The sequence below is a fragment of the Streptomyces sp. UW30 genome, assembly GCF_008042075.1.
GTDB lineage: Bacteria > Actinomycetota > Actinomycetes > Streptomycetales > Streptomycetaceae > Streptomyces.
The window spans coordinates 1,648,507-1,670,417 of record NZ_RDBN01000037.1 but is presented as its reverse complement, the minus strand read 5'-3'; the positions used below and the strand labels follow the sequence as shown (position 1 = coordinate 1,670,417).

At 71.5% G+C, this 21,911-nt stretch carries 21 protein-coding genes; 12 read left to right on the top strand and 9 right to left on the bottom strand.

Features of this window, described 5'->3' with window-relative positions; all coding sequences use genetic code 11:
• Window positions 1-223: 223 nt before the first annotated feature.
• The 3 genes from EAO75_RS47615 (at window position 224) to EAO75_RS26360 (ending at window position 1,512) form a co-directional block, all read left to right on the top strand.
• Window positions 224-346 (top strand): hypothetical protein, encoded by a 123-nt coding sequence (locus EAO75_RS47615; RefSeq protein ID WP_261989408.1) that lies wholly within the window; start codon window positions 224-226, stop codon window positions 344-346.
• A 299-nt stretch (window positions 347-645) separates the two neighbouring features.
• Complete coding sequence (locus EAO75_RS26365; RefSeq protein WP_147997498.1) at window positions 646-1,110, top strand: DUF5709 domain-containing protein; 465 nt, start codon at window positions 646-648, stop codon at window positions 1,108-1,110.
• Window positions 1,111-1,251: 141 nt separating this feature from the next.
• Window positions 1,252-1,512, top strand: coding sequence for a type B 50S ribosomal protein L31 (locus tag EAO75_RS26360; RefSeq protein WP_147997497.1), 261 nt, complete (start codon window positions 1,252-1,254; stop codon window positions 1,510-1,512).
• Window positions 1,513-1,646: 134 nt separating this feature from the next.
• On the opposite strand, the gene EAO75_RS26355 is transcribed toward EAO75_RS26360, so the two are convergent.
• Window positions 1,647-2,441, bottom strand: coding sequence for a metal-dependent hydrolase (locus EAO75_RS26355; protein ID WP_147997496.1), 795 nt, complete (start codon window positions 2,439-2,441; stop codon window positions 1,647-1,649).
• Between the two features lie 145 nt (window positions 2,442-2,586).
• Here EAO75_RS26355 and EAO75_RS26350 point away from each other — a divergent pair, with 145 nt between their 5' ends.
• On the top strand, window positions 2,587-5,100 hold the full coding sequence (locus EAO75_RS26350) for a DEAD/DEAH box helicase (RefSeq protein WP_147997495.1): 2,514 nt from the start codon (window positions 2,587-2,589) through the stop codon (window positions 5,098-5,100).
• Window positions 5,101-5,119: 19 nt separating this feature from the next.
• On the top strand, window positions 5,120-5,989 hold the full coding sequence (locus tag EAO75_RS26345; protein WP_147997494.1) for an acyl-CoA thioesterase: 870 nt from the start codon (window positions 5,120-5,122) through the stop codon (window positions 5,987-5,989).
• On the opposite strand, the gene EAO75_RS26340 is transcribed toward EAO75_RS26345, so the two are convergent.
• Window positions 5,976-6,887 (bottom strand): DUF6397 family protein, encoded by a 912-nt coding sequence (locus tag EAO75_RS26340; protein WP_147997493.1) that lies wholly within the window; start codon window positions 6,885-6,887, stop codon window positions 5,976-5,978. The two genes, EAO75_RS26345 and EAO75_RS26340, sit on opposite strands and share 14 nt — an antisense overlap.
• 126 nt (window positions 6,888-7,013) lie before the next feature.
• Window positions 7,014-7,427 (bottom strand): roadblock/LC7 domain-containing protein, encoded by a 414-nt coding sequence (locus tag EAO75_RS26335; RefSeq protein WP_147997492.1) that lies wholly within the window; start codon window positions 7,425-7,427, stop codon window positions 7,014-7,016.
• 97 nt (window positions 7,428-7,524) lie between these two features.
• On the opposite strand from EAO75_RS26335, the gene EAO75_RS26330 reads away from it, so the two are divergent.
• Complete coding sequence (locus EAO75_RS26330; protein ID WP_147997491.1) at window positions 7,525-7,953, top strand: PPOX class F420-dependent oxidoreductase; 429 nt, start codon at window positions 7,525-7,527, stop codon at window positions 7,951-7,953.
• 50 nt (window positions 7,954-8,003) lie between these two features.
• Here the strand turns inward: EAO75_RS26330 and EAO75_RS26325 are convergent, their stop codons facing one another.
• The 5 genes from EAO75_RS26325 to EAO75_RS26305 all read right to left on the bottom strand — a co-directional run bounded on the left by EAO75_RS26325 (window position 8,004) and on the right by EAO75_RS26305 (window position 12,987).
• Window positions 8,004-8,609 carry a GTP-binding protein gene (locus EAO75_RS26325; protein ID WP_147997490.1) on the bottom strand — a complete coding sequence of 202 codons (606 nt, stop codon included), beginning with the start codon at window positions 8,607-8,609 and terminating at the stop codon, window positions 8,004-8,006.
• Between the two features lie 129 nt (window positions 8,610-8,738).
• Window positions 8,739-9,152 carry a DUF742 domain-containing protein gene (locus EAO75_RS26320; RefSeq protein ID WP_147997489.1) on the bottom strand — a complete coding sequence of 138 codons (414 nt, stop codon included), beginning with the start codon at window positions 9,150-9,152 and terminating at the stop codon, window positions 8,739-8,741.
• A 22-nt stretch (window positions 9,153-9,174) separates the two neighbouring features.
• Complete coding sequence (locus EAO75_RS26315) at window positions 9,175-9,612, bottom strand: roadblock/LC7 domain-containing protein (RefSeq protein WP_147997488.1); 438 nt, start codon at window positions 9,610-9,612, stop codon at window positions 9,175-9,177.
• Entirely contained in the window at window positions 9,609-12,149 is a 2,541-nt protein-coding gene (locus EAO75_RS26310) for a nitrate- and nitrite sensing domain-containing protein (RefSeq protein WP_147997487.1), read from the bottom strand. The genes EAO75_RS26315 and EAO75_RS26310 overlap by 4 nt, the downstream gene beginning before the upstream one ends.
• A 64-nt stretch (window positions 12,150-12,213) precedes the next feature.
• Window positions 12,214-12,987 carry an MHYT domain-containing protein gene (locus EAO75_RS26305; RefSeq protein WP_147997486.1) on the bottom strand — a complete coding sequence of 258 codons (774 nt, stop codon included), beginning with the start codon at window positions 12,985-12,987 and terminating at the stop codon, window positions 12,214-12,216.
• 143 nt (window positions 12,988-13,130) lie between these two features.
• Here EAO75_RS26305 and EAO75_RS26300 point away from each other — a divergent pair, with 143 nt between their 5' ends.
• The 4 genes from EAO75_RS26300 to EAO75_RS26285 all read left to right on the top strand — a co-directional run bounded on the left by EAO75_RS26300 (window position 13,131) and on the right by EAO75_RS26285 (window position 17,056).
• Complete coding sequence (locus EAO75_RS26300) at window positions 13,131-13,739, top strand: class I SAM-dependent methyltransferase (RefSeq protein WP_187284579.1); 609 nt, start codon at window positions 13,131-13,133, stop codon at window positions 13,737-13,739.
• Between the two features lie 209 nt (window positions 13,740-13,948).
• Complete coding sequence (locus EAO75_RS26295; protein ID WP_147997484.1) at window positions 13,949-14,245, top strand: hypothetical protein; 297 nt, start codon at window positions 13,949-13,951, stop codon at window positions 14,243-14,245.
• A 137-nt stretch (window positions 14,246-14,382) separates the two neighbouring features.
• Window positions 14,383-15,324, top strand: coding sequence for a hypothetical protein (locus tag EAO75_RS26290; RefSeq protein WP_147997483.1), 942 nt, complete (start codon window positions 14,383-14,385; stop codon window positions 15,322-15,324).
• A gap of 337 nt (window positions 15,325-15,661) precedes the next feature.
• Window positions 15,662-17,056, top strand: a complete 1,395-nt coding sequence (locus EAO75_RS26285) for a tannase/feruloyl esterase family alpha/beta hydrolase (RefSeq protein WP_147997482.1) — start codon at window positions 15,662-15,664, stop codon at window positions 17,054-17,056.
• Between the two features lie 3 nt (window positions 17,057-17,059).
• On the opposite strand, the gene EAO75_RS26280 is transcribed toward EAO75_RS26285, so the two are convergent.
• Entirely contained in the window at window positions 17,060-17,242 is a 183-nt protein-coding gene (locus tag EAO75_RS26280; protein ID WP_147997481.1) for a hypothetical protein, read from the bottom strand.
• A gap of 302 nt (window positions 17,243-17,544) precedes the next feature.
• Between EAO75_RS26280 and EAO75_RS26275 the strand changes: the two genes are divergently transcribed.
• Complete coding sequence (locus tag EAO75_RS26275) at window positions 17,545-20,397, top strand: DEAD/DEAH box helicase (RefSeq protein ID WP_147997480.1); 2,853 nt, start codon at window positions 17,545-17,547, stop codon at window positions 20,395-20,397.
• Complete coding sequence (locus EAO75_RS26270) at window positions 20,394-21,677, top strand: SWF or SNF family helicase (RefSeq protein ID WP_147997479.1); 1,284 nt, start codon at window positions 20,394-20,396, stop codon at window positions 21,675-21,677. The genes EAO75_RS26275 and EAO75_RS26270 overlap by 4 nt, the downstream gene beginning before the upstream one ends.
• Window positions 21,678-21,911 lie beyond the last annotated feature (234 nt).

Below are 21,911 nucleotides of genomic sequence, written 5' to 3'. Positions count from 1 at the left end.
TTCCAGGGTCGGCCAGGTTTCCTGACCTGTGTGTGCGATCGGGCGCGGGCGTGGGGCGCCGCCGAGCGGACGGAGCCCGGGGGTGGGAGGGAGCAGGCCCTCCGTCCAGGACGGCTGCCTTGGCCGGCCGTGACGGTTGCCTTGGCTCACCATGCGGGAGGCCCGTCGGCCGAGGAAGGGAAACCTGGCAGCGCGTAGGCCGAAGTGTGGGGAGTACGCCATCGTGACCGAGCCCTCCATCTCCGGCGGCTGTGAGGTGACCGAGCCCGCCACCGTCGTGACCGAGCCCGCCACCGCCGTGACCGGGTCCGCCGTTCGTTGTGACCGGCTGCGCCAGTCGGCGTGAGCGGGGGCAGGACCGACCGCGGCCGGGACGGGACGTCCATGGTCGGCATGCCGAGTCGGGCCCCGCCGCCTCTGCCCCGCGCGACGGCACGGAACCGGCCTCGATGCATCCGGAGTGCTCGCCCCTGCCCGTGCCGTTGCGCCGGGGCGAAAAGGGGTGGAAGGCTGGATAGAGGCACCGGTTCGGGGAGCACCCGGGAACCTCGTGGTTCGCGCCGGGTGCGGCCTGTGCTCCGCGCCACGACGGCCCGTCGCCTGCCGCGGTGGGTTCGGGCCCGTCCGCATCACCTGGAGGTACCCGTGAACAGCGCCGAGGGATGGGGTGACGACGTCTACCAGCCCGACGCTTCCGATCAGCGTGAGGACACGGGGCTGCTGGACGCGGAGGACACCCTGGAGAACGACGGCGTCGACGATCCCCTGGACCGGGGCTGGTCCCCTCCGGACCGACCGTGGGCGGTGGAGCACGACGGTGTCACGGCCGCCGAGCGCCGACAGGGCGAGACCCTGGACCAACGGCTCGCCGAGGAGCTGCCGGACCTTGCCACGCCGGACGGCGACGGCATGGGCGACGCCGAGGGCACCGATGGGGAACTCCTCGACAACGAGGTCGGCTCCCTGCGCTCGGGCCGCCTCGTGGCACCGGACGAAGGCGCCCACGAGGACGAGGAGAGCGCGCTCGTCGCGACGGACGTGGGCATCGACGGCGCGGCGGCGTCGGCCGAGGAGGCCGCCATGCACATCGTCGACGAGGACTCCCTGTAGGCCTGACGCCCAAGGCCCCCGTGCGACTGACGCCCGCACGCTCCGTCCGGCAGTCCCCGCAACCGCAGTCGCCACGCCAACGGCCTCATCCGCGGCCCCCGCACCGTCGGCCACGCCGATGCCGCTACCAGAGGAGTTCGCATGCAGCAGGACAAGCAGCCCGACTACCACCCGGTCGTCTTCCGCGACCGCGCCGCAGGCTACGCCTTCCTGACCCGGTCCACCGCGACCAGCGAGCAGACCATCGAGTGGGACGACGGCGAGACCTACCCGGTCGTGGACGTGGAGATCTCCTCGGAGAGCCATCCCTTCTACACCGGCAAGGCCCGAACGGTGGACTCCGAGGGCCGGGTCGCCGCCTTCGAGCGGCGCTACGGCGGTGGAACGGGAGAAGGCGGGTGATCCGGCCGGGACACGGGTGCGCACAACGTGGGTCGATGGTGTTGCACGGGTGAGCACACCGTGGATCGATGGTGTGCGGCCACCCGGTCCCGCAGGCGGTGCACCGGAGCGGTGCCGGGCCGGCCGCCGCCCGCTCAGATCACGTTGAGCGCAGCCGCACAGCCCACGCCGCCGAGCACCATGAACACCGGCATCAGCACCTTGAGCTCGACCCAGCTGCCGGCCCGGAACCGCATGGCCTTGGGCGGCCCGAGCGGGTACCAGCGCTTGCGGCCCACCGGGATCGGCCACAGGATCGGGCAGCCGGACACCGTCAGCGCGTCCCCGATGTCGTGCACCAGCGCGCCCAGCACGATGGGCAGCCCCAGCCACAGGTACTCCTGGCCGGGCGCCGTGAACAGCCAGTCCGAACCGTTGCCCGGCTTGTCCAGCACGCCTGCGAGGATCCACGCGCTGGTCGCCGCCAGCAGCCAGACCAGGACATCGGCGCTGGAGCCCCGGGTCGCCCGCCACAGCAGGCCTTCGATGGCCAGCACCATGTGCGCGAAGAGGATCGCCAGCACCGCCCAGCGGCCGCCGGTGATCGCCAGGGCGGAGGCACCCGCTCCGATCAGGACCGCCCACAGCCAGGTGTGCGTGAGTGTGCGATGACCACCGGAGCGACGCGGATCGCCCTGCTTCTTCGTCGCCTTGTAGACGGCGTACGACAGCTTGTCGACGATCTCGCACAGCCAGCGCGACAGCGGACCGAAGGCCCGCGAGATCGTGGCCGCCTTGTGATCGAGGTCCGGGGCGAGTGCGGCTCCGGCGCAGATCAGCGCGCCGGCGAGCAGCACGGGCCAGGGCATTCCGTGCCCGGCCGCCGCGGCGGCCGCTCCGACCCCGAGCCAGGCTGCGGCGCCCGACAGTGAGTGTGCTGGTCCCATCATGGCCGTTTCCCGCCCCATTCCTCGTGTGCCGCTGTCCAGTTGACCGGGTGCGCTGACGTGTCGTCGGCGACACAGCGTAGCGTTCGCGATCTTCGGCCTCGCAGCCGATTCCCCGATGAGGGAGGAGGGCAGGCAAGATGGGTGGGTGACCCTCATCGATCAGCTGCCGCCGACTGCCGACCCCGACGCCCTGTACGAAGCCTTCGAGTCGTGGGCCCAGGAGCGCGGCCTCACCCTCTATCCCCACCAGGAGGAGGCGCTGATCGAGGTGGTCTCCGGTGCGAACGTGATCGTGTCGACGCCCACCGGCTCCGGCAAGAGCATGATCGCGGCGGGCGCCCACTTCGCGGCGCTGGCCCGGGACGAGGTCACCTTCTACACCGCTCCGATCAAGGCGCTCGTGTCGGAGAAGTTCTTCGAGCTGTGCAAGATCTTCGGCACCGAGAACGTCGGCATGCTCACCGGCGACGCGTCCGTCAACGCCGACGCGCCCGTCATCTGCTGCACCGCCGAGGTGCTCGCGTCGATCGCGCTGCGCGACGGCAAGGGCGCTGATGTCGGCCAGGTCGTCATGGACGAGTTCCACTTCTACGCCGAGGGCGACCGCGGCTGGGCCTGGCAGATCCCGATCCTGGAGCTCCCGCAGGCGCAGTTCATCCTCATGTCGGCCACGCTCGGCGACGTCTCGATGTTCGAGGAGGACCTCACGCGGCGCACCGGTCGCCCGACGTCGGTGGTTCGCTCGGCGACCCGGCCCGTGCCGCTGTCCTACGAGTACAAGCTCACCCCGCTCACCGAGACTCTGACGGAGCTGCTGGACACCAGGCAGGCGCCGGTCTACATCGTGCACTTCACGCAGGCGCAGGCCGTGGAGCGCGCGCAGGCGCTGATGAGCATCAACATGTGCTCGCGCGAGGAGAAGGACCAGATCGCCGAGCTGATCGGCAACTTCCGCTTCACCACCAAGTTCGGCCGCAACCTCTCCCGTTACGTCCGGCATGGCATCGGTGTCCATCACGCCGGCATGCTGCCGAAGTACCGGCGCCTCGTGGAGAAGCTCGCGCAGGCCGGTCTGCTGAAGGTCATCTGCGGCACCGACACGCTCGGCGTCGGCGTCAACGTGCCCATCCGTACGGTGCTGTTCACGGCCCTGACCAAGTACGACGGCAGCCGCGTCCGCACGCTGCGCGCCCGTGAGTTCCACCAGATCGCCGGCCGCGCCGGGCGGGCGGGCTTCGACACGGCGGGTTTCGTGGTGGCGCAGGCTCCCGAGCACGTCATCGAGAACGAGAAGGCGCTCGCCAAGGCCGGCGACGACCCCAAGAAGCGCCGCAAGGTGGTCCGCAAGAAGGCGCCCGAGGGCTTCGTAGGGTGGACGGAGAACACCTTCGAGAAGCTCATCGCCTCCGAACCGGAGCCGCTGACGTCCCGTTTCCGCGTCACGCACACCATGCTGCTGTCGGTGATCGCCCGGCCCGGCAACGCCTTCGAGGCGATGCGGCATCTGCTGGAGGACAACCACGAGCCGCGCAAGCAGCAGCTGCGGCACATCCGGCGCGCGATCGCGATCTACCGCTCGCTGCTGGACGGCGGCATCGTCGAGAAGCTGGACGAGCCGGACGCCACGGGCCGCATCGCCCGCCTCACCGTCGACCTTCAGCAGGACTTCGCGCTCAACCAGCCGCTGTCCACCTTCGCGCTGGCCGCGTTCGAACTGCTGGACCCGGAGTCGCCGTCGTATGCCCTCGACATGGTGTCCGTCGTCGAGTCCACGCTGGACGATCCGCGGCAGATCCTCGTCGCGCAGCTGAACAAGGCGAAGGGCGAGGCCGTCGCCGCGATGAAGGCGGACGGCGTCGAGTACGAGGAGCGCATGGAGCGCCTCCAGGACATCACCTACCCCAAGCCCCTGGAGGAGCTGCTCTTCCACGCGTACGACACGTACCGCAAGAGCCACCCGTGGGTCGGTGACCACCCGCTGTCGCCGAAGTCCGTGATCCGGGACATGTACGAACGGGCGATGTCCTTCACCGAGTTGGTGTCCTTCTACGAGCTGGCCCGCACCGAGGGCATCGTGCTGCGCTACCTCGCCGGCGCCTACAAGACCCTCGACCACAACATCCCCGACGACCTCAAGTCCGAGGACCTCCAGGACCTGATCGAGTGGCTCGGCGAGATGGTCCGCCAGGTCGACTCCAGCCTGCTCGACGAGTGGGAGCAGCTCGCCAACCCGGAGGAGATGACCGCCGAGGAGGCCCAGGAGAAGGCCGACGAGGTCAAGCCGGTCACCAACAACGCCCGCGCCTTCCGCGTCCTCGTCCGCAACGCCATGTTCCGCCGTGTCGAGCTCGCCGCCCTCGACCAGGTGGAGGAGCTGGGCGAGATGGACGCCGACGCCGGCTGGGACGCGGACGCGTGGGGCGAGGCGATGGACAAGTACTGGGACGAGTACGACGATCTCGGCACCGGACCCGACGCCCGCGGCCCGAAGCTCCTGGTCATCGAGGAGGAGCCGGCGAACCGTCTGTGGCGGGTCCGGCAGATCTTCGACGACCCGAACGACGACCATGACTGGGGCATCAGCGCGGAGATCGACCTCGCCGCCTCCGACACGGAGGGCCGCGCCGTGGTTCAGGTCACCGACGTAGGCCAGCTGTGAGCACAGGAGAATCCCACCCATGACGACCAACCCGGCCGAGAGGCTCGTCGACCTGCTCGACCTGGAGCAGATCGAGGTCAACATCTTCCGGGGCCGCAGCCCGCACGAGTCCCTGCAGCGGGTCTTCGGCGGCCAGGTGGCCGGCCAGGCGCTGGTCGCCGCCGCGCGCACCACGGAAGGCGATCGTCCCGTGCACTCGCTGCACGCGTACTTCCTGCGGCCGGGACGGCCGGGTGTGCCGATCGTGTACCAGGTCGAACGGGTGCGGGACGGCAGGTCGTTCACGACCCGCCGGGTCACCGCCGTGCAGCAGGGCCGCACGATCTTCAATCTCACCGCCTCCTTTCACAAGCCTGAGCAGGGGAGCTTCGACCACCAGCTGCCGCCGGCGCGGAAGGTCCCGGACCCGGAGTCGCTGCCGACGGTCACCGACGAGATCCGGGAGCATCTGGGCACGCTGCCGGAGCAGTTGGAGCGGATGGCCCGGCGTCAGCCCTTCGACATCCGCTATGTCGACCGGCTGCGCTGGACCGAAGCTGAGGTCAAGGACGCCGAGCCGCGCAGTGCGGTGTGGATGCGCGCGGTCGGGCCGCTGGGCGACGACCCGGTCGTGCACACCTGCGCGCTGACCTACGCCAGCGACATGACCCTCCTGGACGCCGTCCGTATCCCCGTCGAACCCCTGTGGGGCCCGCGGAGTTTCGACATCGCGTCGCTGGACCACGCCATGTGGTTCCACCGGCCGTTCCGCGCGGACGAGTGGTTCCTGTACGACCAGGAGTCGCCGATCGCGACCGGTGGACGGGGCCTCGCCCGTGGGCGGATCTACGACCTGGAGGGACGCCTGCTCGTGTCCGTCGTCCAGGAGGGACTGTTCAGGGCGCTGTAGTCCGAGGAGTTCTGCGCCGGAGCCGGCTCAGCAGGCCACGTGGCGGCTCCGGCTCCTGCGGGCGGGGCGGCCCGATGTGCCGGGGGTGTGCCGGCGCGGGGGCCCGCTCGGCCGTTGGACGGGGCGCGGGCCGCGTTTCCCGAGCTTCCGCCAGGACCGCCGTCAGGTCGGCCCGTAGCAGGCTGATCTCGTCCGGGTCGTCCGCCGTCATGATCCTCTCGGCGATGAGGGAGGAGGGCGAACCCGGGGCGCCGGATGCGGGTGGCCCCGGCCGGAAGCGGTTCAGGTGGGAGCGTTCATAGGGGTCCGGGACGATCTCCGCGATCTGGACGGGATCGAGGAAGGCGGCCAGCGCGCCTGCGCTCTCCCACGGGTCCTCCGCCTGGCGCAGCAGGAATCCACGGTGACGCCCGCGCCAGTTGCGCGGGCGCAGGTCCACCCCCGAGTCCAGCATGGCGCGCAGTCCTTCGGGCATACGGCGGTCGTTCAGCAGCGAGGCGTGGTTCTCGTCGGCGGCGAACCGCTTCAACTCCTCGGCCAGATACAGCCAGACCACGGCCCGATAGCGGTTCAGATACCACTTCACCGGCACCACCAGGCCCAGGCGGGCGAGACGCGTGAACCTGCCGACGGGCACGTCCATGACGTCCGCGCCCTCTGTCGTGCCGACGACGTGGACACGGTCCAGCAGGGAGTCGGGGAAGCCGTCCCCCGAACCCACCCGGTCGATCTCGGACCGTGGGACGCGTCGGCCCCCGCCTCCCTCGTCCGGCACCGTCCGGATGAGCCCGAGATGGACGGCGAGCTCCAACTCCCCTCGCTTCAGGCCCAGTTCCCGGGCCGCGTGACTCGGCGTGCAGGCGGAGCGGTGCGTGTTCGTGATGGTGTCGCCCGACATGGTCGATCTCCCCCGTGAAGTCAGTGGCTCACGCTCCGTGCGCTCGCCGTGACAAAACCGTAGCCGGTCCGCCGATTCTCGTGGCGAGCCTGTGGATAACTTCGCGGGGGAAGGCGAAACGGCAGGTCAGAGGTCTGTGAGTGGTGCCCGTTCGGGCTGTCGGGCGTCCACGTCGAGGTGCTCGCCGACCCGGTTGACGAGCAGGGTCATCTCGTAGGCGATCTGGCCGATGTCGGCCTCCGCGGCGCTGAGCACGCACAGACAGCTGCCGGTGCCCGCCGCGGTGACGAACAGCACGGCGTCGTCGAACTCCACCATCGTCTGACGCACTCTGCCCGCGCCGAAGTGCCGTCCCGACCCCTTGGCGAGGCTGTGCAGCCCTGACGAGACGGCGGCGAGGTGCTCGGCGTCCTCACGCCGCAGGCCCGTGCTCGCACCGGTCACCAGACCGTCATTCGACAGCACCAGCGCGTGTCGTACGTGGTCGACGCGTTTTGTCAGATCGTCCAGCAGCCAGTCGAGCCCCTGGTTCTGAGCCATGATCCGGTCTCCCCGTGTAGATGTCTCCCCCCTGCACCGGAGGATCTCTTCGCCACCCTTCCCGACGATCCGGCCCTCGGGCAAGGAGGATGGGGGCATGGCGAAGAAGATGACCGATGAGGAATGGCGGGCGTTCGTCTCGCACGGCACGCGCACGGGAAAGCTGTCGACCGTGCGGGCCGACGGGAGTCCGCATGTGACACCGATCTGGTTCGTGCTCGACGGGGACGAGTTGGTGTTCAACACCGCCAGTTCGAGCGTGAAGGGTCGCAATCTGGTGCGGGACGGCCGGGTGGCGCTGTGTGTGGACGACGACCGGCCGCCGTACTCCTTCGTGGTGATCCAGGGCCGTGCCCGGGTCTCGGAGGATCTTGAGGAGCTGAGGCACTGGGCCGGTCGGATCGGCGCGCGTTACATGGGTGAGGAGCGCGCGGAGGAGTTCGGCGCCCGCAACGGCGTCCCCGGTGAACTCCTCATCCGCGTCACGATCGACAAGGTGCTCGCCGAGCAGGACGTCGCCGACTAGCAGCGGTCCGACGGCCGGTCGACCCCCGACGCGGGCACGGTCGAATCCGGTCAGCCGACGGAGTTGAGCAGCCGGGCGGTGTGCATCCGCCCGGCGTACTCCACGAGTCGGATCAGCACCTCCTTCCCCGAGTCACGATCCCGGGCGTCGCAGAGCACGACCGGTGTTCCGCCGTCGAGGTCGAGGGCGCGTGAGACGTCGCCGGCTCCGTACGTCCGGGCACCCGTGAAGCAGTTGACGGCCACGACGAACGGGATGTGCCGGTGCTCGAAGTAGTCCACGGCGGGGAAGCAGTCCTCCAGGCGCCGGGTGTCCGCGAGGACCACCGCGCCCAGGGCTCCCTGCGACAGCTCGTCCCACAGGAACCAGAAGCGGTCCTGCCCCGGGGTGCCGAACAGGTACAGCGACAGGCCTGACCGGATGGTGATGCGTCCGAAGTCCATGGCGACGGTCGTGGTGACCTTCTGGTCCACACCGCCGGTGTCGTCCACCAGTTGTCCGGCCTCGCTGAGCATTTCCTCGGTGCGCAGCGGTCTGATCTCGCTGACCGCGCCCACCAGGGTGGTCTTGCCCACGCCGAACCCGCCGGCGACAAGTATCTTGAGCGCCAGGGCCGACGTGTCGCCGTCGGAGGCGTCGGAGTGCTCGGAGACCATGGATCACTTCTCTCGGGTGTACTGGCATCGATGGACGTCGCTGTGCGCAGTCGGCATGTCGCCGTGCGAAGTCAGCATCATGGCAACTGGGGCTGCCCTTCGTTGGGTTGGATCGCTTTTTGACCGCATCTACAGCGCTCGCAGTCCTTCGATCACCTCGCGCAGAATCCGTTCGTCGGGCAGCTGCGCGGGCGGTATCGGACGGCTGACGGTGACATGGCCCCGCTCCAGGAGGTCGCCGAGGAGCACCCTGACTACGCCCACGGGGAGATCTGCGCCCGCGGCGAGTTCCGCGACCGACTGCGTCTCGGGCCGGCACAGCTCGATGAGGGCCCGATGCTCCGGCCCGAGGGCGGTGTCGTCGTCGGTGCCCCGTGCGGTGCCGGCCAGCGTGACGAGGGCGATCAGGTCGAAACGCACCCCGGAGGGGCCCGACTTGGTACGTCCGCCCGTAACGGCGTACGGGCGGACCAGGGGCCCGGCCTCGCCGTCGTACCACTGGCTGCCCTGCTCATGCGGGGCGTCCCTCGTGTCGTCGGTCATGTGCGCGGACCGCCCTTCCGGCTCATCGCGCGGCGGGCGGTCGCGCGGCGGCCCGCGTCGGCGTGCAGAGATGCTCACCGACCCGCTTGACCAGCCGCGCCATCTCGTACGCCACGAGTCCGATGTCGGCGGTCACGGCGCTGAGCACGGCGATGCAGGAGCCGTCGCCCGCGGCCGCGACGAACAGGAAGGCGTCGTCCATTTCCACCATGGTCTGGCGGACCCCGCCGGCGCCGAAGTGCCGGCCCGTGCCCTTGGCCAGGCTGTGGAAGCCGGAGGCGACCGCGGCGAGATGTTCGGCGTCCTCGCGGCGCAGATCGGAGGACGCGCCGACGGCGAGTCCGTCGTTGGACAGCACGACGGCGTGCCGCACCTCGCTCACGCGCACCACCAAGTCGTCCAGTAGCCAGTCGAGTTCGCCGGAGTGCTGGGCGGCTCTCATGCTCGGATCCTGGATCATGCGGGGTCTCCTTCGGTGCTGTCGCCGTGCGGTGCGGATTCGGGGTCGCCGCCGCGACCGGGCCGCCTGCCACCGCCGCGCGCCCAGCCGTCGCGGTAGGCCGTCATGCGGTCCCTGACGACTTCGGGGGTGCGCCGGTCGTCTTCGTGCGTCGCGGTCGGCCCCGCGTGTTCCTCGGGGCGTCCCTCCCGCAGTTGGGGCGCGAGGCTCGCCTGGCGTACGCGGCGCGGGAGGTCGTCGGAGGCTTCGGAGTCGTGTGGTGGACGGTGCAGTCTCAAGGTGGTGACTCCGGGGGGTGCGGTGTGGTTCCTGGTCTCCGCGGCGGCCGTCGCGACCGTCGCGGGAGCAACCAGCGCCGGCCGGTCGGCGGCCGCCTGGACGGGCTCCTGATGCCGGTCGGGTGCGGGCACGCGCGCGTACTCGTGCTCCGTCGGCCGCTGGGCGTCCGCCGTCGCGGCGGGGGAACGTTCCGCCGAAGCGCTGTGCAGCAGGACGGTGGGCAGCAGGACGACCGCGGTCGTGCCGCCGTAGGGCGAGGTGCGCAGGTGCACCTTGATGCCGTGCCGGGCCGCGAGCCTGCTGACCACGAATAGGCCGAGTCGGTCGCTGTCGAACAGGTCGAGTGCCTCGGACTGTTCGATGCGCCGGTTGGCCTCCGCCAGGGTCTCCTTGCCCATCCCCAACCCACGGTCCTCGACCTCGACGGCGTATCCGTTGCCGACGGGCTCGCCGGTGATGCGCACGCGCGTGTGGGGAGGCGAGAACTGGGCGGCGTTCTCGACGAGTTCGGCCAGCAGGTGGGTGAGGTCGGCGACGGCCGCGCCGATGACGGACGCCTCGGGGAGCTGACGTACCTCCACGCGCGCGTAGTCCTCGACTTCGGAGACGGCCGCGCGCACCACGTCGGTCAGGGAGACCGGCATCCGCCAGGCCCGTCCGGGCGCCGCCCCGGAGAGGATGATCAGGCTCTCCGCGTGCCGTCGCATGCGGGTGGTGAGGTGGTCGAGCCGGAACAGGTCGCTCAGTTCGTTCGGGTCGTCGGAGCGCCGTTCCATGCTGTCCAGCAGGCTGAGTTGGCGGTGCACGAGCACCTGGCTGCGGCGCGCGAGGTTGACGAAGACCCCGGAGATGCCGCTGGCGAGCTCGGCGCGCTCCACGGCGGCCCTGAGGGCGGCCCGGTGGACGGTGCCGAGAGCCTCGCCGACCTGACCGGCCTCGTCCTCGGCGGGTGGTCCGGGCGGAGCCTCTGCGCGGATGTCGATCTCCTCACCGGCGCGCAGCTTCCGCATGGCTTCGGGGAGTTTGCGCCGGGCGATCTCCAGGGCGCTGTTGCGCAGGCTCACCAGCTCGACGACGAGGCCGCGGCCGATGCGTACGGAGATCACGAGCGAGGCGGCGACGGCGACCAGGCCGAGGAGGACCGCGGCACCGGCCGGGGTGAGCAGGCCGCGGGCGAAGGGGTCGGCGCGCTCCGCGACATCGCGCCCTGCGTCCTGCTCGATGGCCCGCATTGCGCCCTGTACGCGTGCGTGTGCCGTGTTCCAGGCGGCATCCGGCGCCGTGTCGATGGCGCCCGCGCCGGGCGACGCGGCGAGGACCCTGTCCTCGACGGCCGCCACGGTCGCGTAGTCGCCGCCGGCGGCGAGGCTCTGCCAGGCCGCGCGTTCCGGGCCGCGCAGGTCGGCGACGGCGGACTCGGTGAGCGTACGGCGGGTGTCGACGGCGCCCGTGAACAGCCGCAGCCGCTCTCCGTCGAGGCGTCCGGCGAGGCGTGCACTGTCCAACACAACGTCTTCGCGGGCCAACGCCTCACCCGCGCGGGCGAATTCGAGCAGTACGCGCGCGTCGGAGCCGAGTTCGGCGTCCTGGATGCCGGTGAGCGCGCCGTCGACCTGGAACGCGGTCGCAATGGTCGCGGTGTACCGGCCGTAGACCTCGTTCCAGCCCGATCGGCGTTCGAGCGCGGCACTACGGACGGTGCTCAGCTGCTCCGCGCCGCCTACGAAGGCCTCAAGTCGGCCGGCCACCCCGGAGGGGAACTCCCCGCTGTCGGCAACCGTGTCGCGGTCCCCGAGCCTCAGCCGCGCGACCGCCCTGTCCGTGTCCTGAGCCCGCTCCCTCAAATCGTCGCGCCGCCCGTCCGACGGGTCGGTGGCGTACCGCACGGCGGCCGCCCGTTCGGCCTGGAGGGCGGCCACGGCGACGGCGACGGGTTCCCTGATCTCGGAGTCGACGAGCTGCAGCTGGCGCAGCCCGGCGACGTCCTGGGCTGTGGTGACGGTGGCGTAGGCCCACAGGGCGAGCAACGAGACGACGGGCACCATCAGCAGGCAGATGATCTTAGCGCGGACTGTGCGCGGCCGTATGTGCCAGTGCTGCGCGCGCGTGGCCGGCGTGGACGGGTCGTCCGGTGGCCCGTCCGGCGGCTGCTCAGGCCCTTCATAGGCCGGTGGTCCGGCATGGGCGCGGCGGCCGCGCACCGGTGGCGGGGACGGCGCCTCGGCGCCGGATGCGGTGGTCCTACGGGGTGTGCGCATGGCCTCCTCGCTCGGAAGTGGTTCGGGGGCGTGCTTCCCGGGCCCTCGCGGTCCGGTGCCGTCGCTAACCGGCGACACTCTCGGCCGATCTCTGGGCCGCGGTGGACGCCTCGCGCTCCCCCGTCGTGGGTGACAGCGCGACGAAGGCGGAGGTCAGGAAGAGGTAGGACCCGAGGCCGACGGCGAGGGGGAAGATGAACTGCATCGCCGTGGCCCCGGGCAGGACCTCGTCGGAAGGCGTGACGTCGACGGCGACCGCGAACATGCCGGTGTAGTGCATGCTGCTGACCGCCGCGCCCATGATCAGCGAGGCGATGGTGACGGCGACGGGCGACTTGATGTTGAGCGCCGCCCACAGGGCCGCCGTCGCAGCGACCACGGCGATCAGCACGGAGAGCCCGACGAGCAGGGGGTCGTAGGTGACGTCCCCATGCAGTCGTACGGCGGCCATGCCGAGGTAGTGCATGCTCGCGACGCCGAGCCCGGTGGTGAGCCCGCCCAGGAAGAGCGCGCGGGTCCGGTCACGGCTGTAACCGACCGCGAAGACGCCGGCACAGACGACGACCATGGCGACGAGCAGGCTCAGGATGGTGAGCGGCACGTCGTAGCGGATGCCGGTGCCGCTGACGCTGAAGCCCAGCATGGCCACGAAGTGCATGGTCCAGATGCCGGTTCCGATCGCCGAGGCGGCGGTGACGAGCCAGTTGCGGCGCGATCGGCCGGTGGCACCGAGCGCGCGGACCGTGCAGCGCAGTCCGAGCGCGGCGCCGGTGCAGGCCATCACGTACGACAGCAGGGGGGTCAGCCAGCCGAGGGCGGCGTGGTCCAGGTGTCCCATGACCCCGGGACGCTAGCCGGGGCAGGGGCGCACGCAGGGGGCGCATTTCGAAAACTGTTGGAATATGACGCGGAGATGCACCGGAACGACCGCGTCACGCTCGAACGTGTGCACAGCGGTGTCATCCGTGCCGGTGAGGGATCATGCGGAGCATGAGCGACGACCACACGCATGTGCAGGAGTTCTTCACCGCCCGCGCCGCCGACTGGGACAGCCGGTTCCCCGACGACGGGCCCGCCTACGCGGCCGCGGTCGCCGAGCTCGGGCTGCGCGAGGGGGCTCGCGTGCTCGACGCGGGCTGTGGCACCGGACGCGCCCTGCCGTCGCTGCGTGACGCCGTGGGGCCCTCGGGAGTGGTCCTGGGGGCCGATCTGACCCCGGCGATGCTGGCGGCCGCCATACGGGCCGGACGCGACGCGGACGGACAGCTGCTGCTCGCCGACGTGGCCGCGCTGCCGTTGCGGTCGGAGTCTCTCGACGCCGTGTTCGCGGCCGGCCTCATCGCGCATCTGCCCCGCCCTGCGGAGAACCTGCGGGAGCTGGCCCGTGTGGTGCGTCCCGGCGGCACGCTCGCGTTGTTCCATCCGATCGGCAGGGCTGCGCTCGCGGCCCGCCAGGGCCGCCGGATCACGCCCGCCGACCTGCGCGCCGAGCCCAACCTCCGGCCGCTGCTTGCCGGTTCCGGGTGGCGCATGACGTCGTACGTCGACGAGGACGACCGCTTCCTGGCGCTGGCTGTACGGGAGGCCTGACGGCTCAGGCGCTGAATGGGCAACAGAGGTGCGAGGGGGCGCACGGGCTTGGAGGGACCGTCAGGGCGAACGCCCGCGTGAACTGTTCGAGCCGCTGCGAGCCCTTCACCGCGTCGTCCCCCTTCTGCCGCCGGGACTCCAACTCTACGTTGAATAGCACCAGATGAACGATCAACCATGGCACCACACAGAGGGGGAAGGTGGTCAGCATGTGGGGCAGGGTGCGCAAAACGTGGGTGAGACTCCTTGATGCCTTTCGCGCGGAACCGGACACCGGCCGGGACAGGCAGAGGCACAACCTGTTCGAGGCCGCCGCCGTCTATGTGTCGGCCTGCGCGGAGGACGACCAGGATCAGATCGACGAGGCGGCAGGCTGGGTGTCCCCGGAGGCCCTGTCCTTCGGGGTGAATGAGCTCGCGTGCCGCGCCGTCATCGCGCTCGCCCGGGAGCGCGACGAGTCGCCGCAGACGGTGGCCCGGGCCCTCCTCGGACTCCCGGCAGCCTGACAGCGTTGGCGAAATCGCGGTCGTTTCGCCCCGTCCGGCCGGAAAACTGCAGCTCCGGGTATCCCTGGGAGTCGTGACAAGCTGCTTCCGGTCGCACTAGGGTGCGCGCCGATGGACGAACCGATGGGGAGGCTGGGATGGCCGGGACGGATGAGGAGGCCGTCGCCGCCGCGGACGATGCGCTCTACGTGCTCACGGCGGTGTTGCTGACGCCGGCGAAGTTTCCGAGCGTGCTGGGCGACGACTATCCGGAGGCCTGCGCGGCGCTCGGCCTCGCGCCGCTCGCCGACGGCTACGGCCTGGTACTCGGCCAGGACGGCGACGGCGCCCGATGGACGGTCGTCATCGACGACGTCTCCCTGGTCGCCGTCGCCATCGCGTCGTGGGACTGCGGCATGGAGTACGACCTGTCACCCGACGAACGTACGGTCGTGGCCGGCCTGCCCGGGTGGCCGCTGGCGGTCGCCGTCGCCGCGCCCAATGTGCCGGCGCCGCACGATCCCGCCCCCGACATCGCGGACGGTCCGCCGCTGACCCCGCCGGACACGAGCGTGTGGGGCCCGGCTCAGCGACGCCTGGGCGCCGACGAGATCGCCCTGCAGTGGGCGACCTGGCGGGAGCAGATCGACGACACCCAGTTCGCGACGGTGGGAGTTGCGTCGACAAGCGGTACGTCGACGGTGGGCGGCTCGCCGGATTCGGATTCCGCCGCGTCCGCGGACGCGGAGGGGAGCGAGGGCACGGGCTCAGCCGAGCAGGCCGCGGACCCCGAGAAGGTCGAGACGGGCGAGCAGGCCGAGGCCCAGGGCGGCCACAGCGGCATCCGGCGAGTCCTCGCGGAGGCACGCGCGTACGTCGACTCCCCGCCACCCCTCGGCCGCGTCCGGTCCTCCTTCGCACCCGGCGACGCCCGGACCCTGCGCGCGGACGGTCCCGGCTGGTCGCTCGTCGCCAGGACCGACGACATCGCGTTCGTACTCCTGGACGACGAGCCCGGCGAGGTCCTGCCCGTCGGCCGCGGACCGGAGCTGCCTGGGCTGCTGGAAGCGCTCGACAAGATGGCCGTACGACCGCTCTGAGCCGACGCGCGGGGTGACGCGTCGGCGCCGCCTGCCCCACGCCTTGAGGGCCCCAAGAGCGGCGGCAGCGATACAGGCGCAGACGGAACCCGGAGCGCCGAGCGCCGGTGCACGGGTTCAGAGGTGCCTCAGCCCAGGGCCACCTGGCCATCAGCCTCACCGCGGCGGGACCATGAGCCCCTCCAGCTCCGGCACCCCTGTCCCGAGCCCCCACCCCACGGCAGCGATCCATGTGGGCCCAGCCCATGGCTGGCACGGAACCGGACACGCACCATGAGGCAGCTCTCGGGGTTCCGCTCTCTCCGATGCCCCGTCTCCCTGCTGCCAGGAGGCCCTCATGCGCCTGTCCCGGGCTGTTCCGTTCGCCGCCGCCACGCTGCTGGCCGCTGCCGTGAGCGGGCCGACTCCCGCAAGGGCCGCGACAGTTGACGACCAGCACTGCGCCCGCCAGGACCGCGTAAGCGTGCCGGGCGCGGCCTTCCAGCAGAGCGCCTGTCTCCCGGACCTGACGACGGCGGCACTCGCCGGTACGCCCTTCACCGACATGGCCGACCAGGCCGGGCTGACGGCGCGGGGTACCCGAACCCCGYCCGGGGTTCCGGGGATCCAGATCGACGGCTACTTCCCCGACTCCTCCCGGTTCAACGCCACACACGGATGGCGTCACGACGCGCAGTTCGTGATCCGGCTGCCGGACCGCTGGAACGGCGGGCTGGTCGTCACCGGGGCCCCTGGCACCCGCAAGCAGTACGCCACGGACACGGCGATCTCCGACCAGGTGCTCGCGCTGGGCTACGCCTACGCCGCGACCGACAAGGGCAACAGCGGTGCCGACTTCTACCGGGACGGCAAACGGCCCGGTGACGCGGTCGCCGAGTGGAACGCGCGGACCACCCAGCTCACCCGCGCCGCCCGCAAGGCGGTGGCCCAGCGCTACGGGCACACCCCCCGTCGTACCTACATGACCGGCATCTCCAACGGCGGCTATCTGACGCGCTGGCAGCTGGAGAACCATCCCGAGCTCTACGACGGCGGGGTGGACTGGGAGGGCGCCCTGTGGACCACGGACGGCCCCAACCTGCTCACCTCCCTGCCTACGGCAGTGGCGCGGATGCTCGGCTCCGCTCGGGACGAGGACCTGTACGCGGTGGGCTTCGCGCGCGGCTCGGAGTTTCTGTGGCCGTACCACGAGCAGGCCTACTGGGGAGTCACCCAGAAGATCTACCGCGCCGAGTTCGACCCGGCGTACGACACCGGCTGTCCCGGTCCGACCGCCGGAACCACCCCGGCGCAGATCCTGTCGCCGTGCCCGGCCGATGCCACGTACGACTACGCGTCGCGCCCCGCGTCCGTCCACCGTGCCGTGGCCCGGGTCGCTCTGACCGGGCGTATCGGCCGCCCGCTGATCACGTTGCACGGTGATCTGGACGCGCTGCTGCCGAAGGCAGTCGACTCCGACGTGTACGCGCGCATGATCGACGCGAGCGGGCGGGGCCGGCTCCACCGCTACTACACGATCACGGGCGGCACGCACGTCGACGGGCTGTACGACACGTATCCGGACCGGCTCCGGCCGATCCTGCCCTGTTACCGGTCGGCGTTCGACGCGCTGGTCTCCTGGGTGGAGCGAGGCGCCCGACCGCCCGCGGACCGTACCGTCGAGAAGCCCGCGAGCGGCGATGCGCTCAATTCCTGCACGCTGTCCGCCCCTGTCGCACCGGCGGCCGGGTGATCGTCAGCGACCGATCTCCTTGCGCGTGGCACGGCGCAGCCTGCGCCGCTGGGACGGGTCGAGCGTGAGGTACGCGGCGGCCGGGACTCCCAGGACTATCAGGAGCGCGGCCCACCAGGGCAGCCAGATCAGCAGGATGAGCCCGGCTGCCACACCTCCCGCGGCGATCTTCGCGTTCTTCGACATGTGCGTCGCCTCCTTCGCGGCCACTGCCGCTCTCTGTCCTCAAAACGGACCCGCGCTCCCTGCGGTTCCGAACCGCGACCCTGAGACGACCCTGAGGTGCGGCCCCTACTGGTCGCAGAGGTCCGTGGACGGCCGAGGTGCGGTCGACGCTCGGCCGGCGCCCCGGACTCCGCACAGGAGGGATACCCACACCCGTCAAGAGTGACCCAGGTCACAGAATCGTCGCGCCGGGTGGACCGTCGAATGCTGTACCCTCGGCCACTCCAAACAGAGTAGTCAAATTTGAGGAGCGCTGCAGAGCTGTGCCGAGGCTTCCCGAGGCGACACCGTCCGAGATCTCCGAACTGGCCCGGTGCTGTGCGGTTTTCGTACCCGGCGATCCGGCGCGCACCGGCCGGGTCGCGTTCTGGCGAGCTGACGGCGGCGCCGTTGCGCTCGTCGCGTCCGGATCCGTCGAAGCGCTGGACGTCGTCCTGCCCGGCGAGGACGGTGTGGAACTGGTGAGCGTGCCGGCCGTTCTGCTCCCGCTGCGTGCCGCCCTGCCCGCACTCACGCGTGCGCGTACCGCCACCCAGGCGCACCGAGCGGGCGCCTTCTGGGGCTCCGCCACCGTGCTGGCCCTGCAACTCGTGGCACGCGGACTGTTGTTGCCTGGGCTGTCGTCGGACGACCACGACGCCTGGCGCGCAGGTCCCCTGCGCCCGGAGGACGTGGAACGCGTCCGCGCCCTCGCCGCAGCCATGCCGCCCGAAGCGCACGCGGTGCCGCTGGACGGCGTGGAGCCGCTGAGGCTGCCGGATCCGGAGCGGCTGGTGCGGGCCTTCCTGGACGCGGTCGCCGACACTCTTCCCCGCTCTCCCGCTGCCGCGCTTGTGACAGGAGAGCCCGCTTACGCGGCACAGGAGCCGCAGCACGCGCCCGCGCTGCGCGCGTGGGCCGCCGATGTCGCCGCGGGCCACGACGCGGGCGTACGGCTCTCCCTGCGGCTCGAGGTTCCCGGGCTCGCCGAGGCGGCGCAGGGCGACGCTGCACTGTCGTTCCGGGCGGTGCTCCAGGTGCACAGCGTGAGTGACCCGACGCTGGTCGCGGACGCCGCCGACGTTTGGGCGGGATCCGATGCCTTCGGCCCGCGCGCGCGGATGGACGCCCTGCTGGCGCTGCGCCGTGCGGCGCGGGCCTGGGCTCCGCTCACGCCGCTGCTGTCGGCGGCCGTACCGGCCGCCGTGGACCTCGCCGACGAGGAGGTGACCGACCTCTTGAGGGAGGGCGCTCGGGTCCTCGCCGGTGCCGGCGTGGACGTGCACTGGCCGAAGCAGCTGGCGCGCGAACTGACCGCCCGCGCGGTGATCGGTCCGCCGGACGACGATTCCGCGCCGGGCGGGCTCTCGTCCGGCACGCCGACCTTCCTGTCCGCCGACGCGCTGCTCGCGTTCAACTGGTCGTTCGCGCTGGGCGACCAGCGGCTCACGCGTGAGGAGCTGGACCGCCTGGCGGAGGCGAATCGCCCGGTGGTGCGGCTGCGCGGTCAGTGGGTTCTCGTCGACCCTCAGGAGGTGCGCCGCGCCCACGCGCAGCAGGACCGCAAGGTGACGCCCGTCGACGCGCTGAGCGCCGCTCTGACGGGCTCCACCGAGGTGGACGGCCGCCAGGTCGAAGTCCGGCCCACGGGCTGGCTCGCGGCACTGCGCGAGCGCCTGGCCGACCCCGAGGCGCAGGAGCCGGTGGGCCAGCCGGCCGAGCTCGCGGCCACACTGCGGGACTACCAGCGTCGGGGCCTGAGCTGGCTGGCCCGGATGACATCCCTGGGCCTGGGCTGCTGCCTGGCCGACGACATGGGACTCGGCAAGACGATCACGCTGATCGCGCTCCATCTTCACCGGCAGTCCGACGCCTCCTGCGCCGGTCCGACGCTGGTGGTGTGTCCGACGTCCCTGATGGGCAACTGGCAGCGGGAGATCGAGAAGTTCGCGCCCGGCACGCGCGTGCGCCGCTTCCACGGGGCGCGGCGCGACCTGGACTCGGTGGCGGACGGGGAGTTCGTGATCACCACGTACGGCACGATGCGCCTGGACGCGCGCCGGCTGGCAGCAGTGCCGTGGGGCATGGTCGTGGCGGACGAGGCCCAGCATGTGAAGAACCCCTACTCGGCGACCGCCCGGGAGCTGCGTTCGATCGGCGCACGCGCGCGTGTGGCGCTCACCGGCACCCCGGTGGAGAACAACCTGTCCGAACTGTGGGCGATCCTCGACTGGACGACCCCGGGCCTGCTCGGCCGTCTCGGCACGTTCCGCACGCGCTACGCCCAGGCCGTCGAGGGTGGGCAGGACCCGGCCGCCGCGGAACGGCTCACCCGGCTCGTGCGCCCGTTCCTGCTGCGCCGACGCAAGTCGGACCCGGGCATCGCGCCGGAGCTCCCGCCGAAGACGGAGACCGATCGTGCCGTGTCCCTCACCGCGGAACAGGCGGGCCTGTACGAGGCCGTGGTCCGCGAGACTCTGGCGGCGATCTCCGAAGCGGACAGCATGGCGCGACGCGGCCTGGTCGTGAAGCTCCTGACGGGCCTGAAGCAGATCTGCAACCACCCGGCGCAGTACCTCAAGGAGGAGCGACCGAGGATCAACGGGCGCTCGGGGAAGCTGGAACTGCTGGACGAACTGCTCGACACCATCCTCGCCGAGGACGCGAGCGTGTTGATCTTCACTCAGTACGTGCAGATGGGACGCCTCATCGAACAGCATCTGGCCGCTCGCGGTGTGCCCTCGCAGTTCCTGCACGGCGGCATGCCCGTCGCCGAGCGCGAGGCCCTGGTGGGGCGCTTCCAGAGTGGTGAAGTGCCCGTCTTCCTGCTGTCGTTGAAGGCCGCGGGCACCGGCCTGAACCTCACCCGCGCGGAACACGTCGTGCACTACGACCGCTGGTGGAACCCGGCCGTCGAGGCGCAGGCCACCGACCGTGCGTACCGCATCGGCCAGACCCGGCCCGTGCAGGTGCATCGGCTGATCGCCGAGGGAACGATCGAGGACCGCATCGCCGACATGCTGAACCGCAAACGGGAGCTCGCCGACGCGGTGCTCGGCGCGGGCGAGGCAGGGCTCACGGAGCTGACGGACGCGGAGCTGGCCGATCTGGTGGAACTGCGAGGGGGCGCGCGATGACTCGGTACGACGGTGACTTTGAGCGGACGTTCGCGGCGCTGGCGCCCGCGCACGGGAGGGGGTTCGCGCAGACGTGGTGGGGTCAGGCCTGGCTCAGGGCGCTTGAGGAGACGGCGCTGGATTCCGGGCAGCTCAAGGCGGGCCGCAGGCTCGCGCGCGCCGGAGCGGTCGGTGCGGTGTCGGTACGCCCGGGGCGCATCACGGCCGTGGTGCAGGGCCGCGACCGCACGGCTCACCGGGCCGACGTGCTCCTTGAGGAGCTGACCGCGGACCAGTGGGACCGGTTCCTGGACATGGCGGTGGAGCGGGCCGGGCACGTCGCCGCACTGCTGGACCGCGAGATGCCGCCGCACCTGGTGGAGGACGCGGCCGCCACGGGTATCGAGCTGCTGCCGGGCATGGGCGATCTGGAGCCGGAGTGCGGCTGCGGCGCCTGGGACCACTGTGGGCACACGGCGGCCCTCTGCTACCAGGTGGCACGCCTGCTGGACCAGGATCCCTTCATCCTGCTGCTGATGCGCGGACGGAGCGAACGCGCCCTCCTGGACGACCTCCAGGCCCGCAGCACCGCCCCCGTCCCCAGCCGACCCGCACGGTCCGATCGGTTCGAGCCGGACGGTGTGGACGCCGCGGAGGCGTATGCGATGGGTGGCATCCTGCCTTCGCTGCCCGCGCTCCCCGAACTGCCGGCCGAGCCGGGAGTACCGCCCTCCCTGGACACCGAGACCCCTCCCGGGCCCGGCGTGGACCCGGCCGCGCTGGAGTTCCTGGCTGCCCGCACCGCGGCGGAGGCACACCGTCTGCTCGCGGAGGCGCTGCGGGCAGATCCGGAACAGCACTTCACCGAAACGGAGTTGCGGCTCGAACACGACGCGGTCCGCCTTGCCGCCGGCTCCCCGCACGCGGGCGTGGCCGAGCGGCTGGCCGACGGTTCGGGGCGCGGCCGGGAGGGGCTGACGGCGGCCGTACGCGCCTGGCACCTCGGCGGTGTCGCCGCACTGTCCGTGCTCGACGAGGAGTGGACCGTGGAGGGTGAATCGCTCGCACGCGCGCGTGCCGCCCTGGAGTCGGCCTGGGACGAGGAGGAACGGCCGGCTCTGCGGGCGAAGGGCAACCGGTGGACGGTCGTGGGTGCGCCCGGTCAGCTGCGCCTCGGCCGGGACGGACGCTGGTGGCCCTACCGCAAGGAACGGGGCCGCTGGACGCCCGCGGGAGGTCCGACGCAGGATCCGGCGACGGCGTTGGCCACGGTGCGGCACGCGGACGAGGAGCAGCCGTAGGACGGCCTGTGGTGGGGCAGGAGGGGTGATCGCCAGTGGTGGGGCAGGCCCGGTTGAGGGGCGGCCCGAACCGTCGGCTGTCATCCCGCCCAGTGGCGCCGGGCGAACGGGCGTGTCCGCCGGGCCAGTTCGCTGACGGCGACTTCGGCTCGACGAGCGCCCGTCGTTCCGCGTTCACCCTGCGGTCGTGCGGCGTTCCTCGCGGGCTCCAAATCTGGCCGCTGTCAGCGAACT